Source organism: Arthrobacter sp. JCM 19049 (assembly GCF_001310435.1).
The window spans coordinates 1-1,824 of record NZ_BAXF01000438.1 but is presented as its reverse complement, the minus strand read 5'-3'; the positions used below and the strand labels follow the sequence as shown (position 1 = coordinate 1,824).

Here is a 1,824-nt window from a genome sequence, read left to right as displayed (position 1 = left end):
CTGACCGGCTTTAGACGTGCCGGGTGTCCTCGTCGACCCAGTCGAAGGTGCGGGTGACCGCCTTCTTCCACAGGCGCAGCTTGCGTTCGCGCTCCTCGGGGTCCAGGTTCGGCTCCCAGCGCTTGTCCTCGGACCAGTTCGACTCCAACTCGCCCAGGTCCTTCCAGTAGCCCACGGCCAGCCCGGCCGCGTAGGCGGCACCCAGCGCCGTGGTTTCGGTGACCTTCGGACGCACCACCGGCACCCCGAGGATGTCGGCCTGGAACTGCATCAGGTTCTCGTTGGCGACCATCCCGCCATCGACCTTCAGCTCGGTCAGCGGGTCCACGGCGTCGGCGTTCACCGCGTCCAGCACCTCACGGGTCTGGAAGGCGGTGGACTCCAGGGCCGCGCGGGCCAGGTGGTGCTTGTTCGCGTAGCGGGTCAGGCCCACGATCGCCCCACGGGCCTCGGAGCGCCAGTACGGGGCGAACAGCCCGGAGAACGCCGGGACAATGTAGACCCCGCCGTTGTCCTCGACCTGGGCGGCCAAATCCTCGATCTCGGCGCTGGTGGCGATCATCCGATGTTGTCGCGCAGCCACTGCACCAGCGAGCCGGCCACCGCGATGGAGCCTTCCAGTGCGTACACCGGCTCGGCGTCGCCCAGCTGGTAGGCCATGGTGGTCAGCAGCCCGTTGGAGGACTTGACGATCTCATTGCCGGTGTTGAAGATCAGGAAGCAGCCGGTGCCGTAGGTGTTCTTCGCCGAGCCGGGGGTGAAGGCGGGCCTGCCCGAAGGTGGCGGCCTGCTGGTCGCCCAGGATGCCGGCCACCGGGGTTTCGCGCAGCAGCTGGTTGGTGTGCACGGTGCCGTAGACCTCGGAGGAGGAGCGGATCTCGGGCAGCATCGAGGCCGGGACCCCGAAGTCGGCAAGGATCTGCTCATCCCAGGCGCGGGTGCGCAGGTCCATGAACAGGGTGCGTGAGGCGTTGGTGACGTCGGTGACGTGCACGCCGCCGTCGGTGCCGCCGGTCAGGTTCCACAGCACCCAGGTGTCGGTGGTGCCAAAGAGCAGGTCCCCGGCCTCGGCGCGCTGGCGGGCGTTGTCCACGTTGTCCAGGATCCACTTGATCTTGGTGCCGGCGAAGTAGGTGGCCAGGGGCAGGCCGACCTTGTCCTTGTAGCGGTCCACTCCCCCGTCGGCGGCCAGGTCGTCGACGATCTGCTGGGTGCGGGTGTCCTGCCAGACGATCGCGTTGTACACCGGCTCACCGGTGTTCTTGTCCCACACCACGGTGGTTTCACGCTGGTTGGTGATGCCCACCGCCTCGATGTCGTGGCGGGTCAGGTTCGCCTTGGACAGGGCCTGGCCGATCACTTCGCGCACGTTGTTCCAGATTTCGGTGGCGTCGTGCTCCACCCATCCGGCCTGCGGGAAGATCTGCTCGTGTTCCAGCTGGCCCACGGAGATGACCTCACCGGCGTGGTTGAACACGATCGCCCGGGAACTGGTGGTTCCCTGATCAATGGCGATGACGTACTTCGAGCTCATGGTTCACTCTCTTTTCGCTAAAAAACTACGTTGTTCTTTCCTCGATGCCCGGCCCCCTCGGGTGAGGGGGCCGGGCAGTGGGGTCACGGCCGCGGCCGGTGCGGGCACCTGCCTGAGACCAGCTTGTGCGATCCCCGCCGATAGCTCAAGGTTCTAGAACAGCGCGGCGGCACCAAGACCGCCCAGGACACCGCCGATGAGCGGTCCGGCAACCGGGACCCAGGAGTAGGCCCAGTCCGATGATCCTTGCCCGGGATCGGCAGCAGGGCGTGCGCCAGGCGCGGACCGAG

Annotated in this window: 2 pseudogenes; both read right to left on the bottom strand. The window is 67.1% G+C overall.

From position 1 onward, the window contains the following. Nucleotides 1–10: 10 nt before the first annotated feature. A pseudogene (gene glpK, locus JCM19049_RS13140) lies at nucleotides 11–1,534 on the bottom strand (glycerol kinase GlpK). 153 nt (nucleotides 1,535–1,687) lie between these two features. Then, nucleotides 1,688–1,824, bottom strand: a pseudogene (locus JCM19049_RS20925) (aquaporin family protein); the annotation flags it as partial.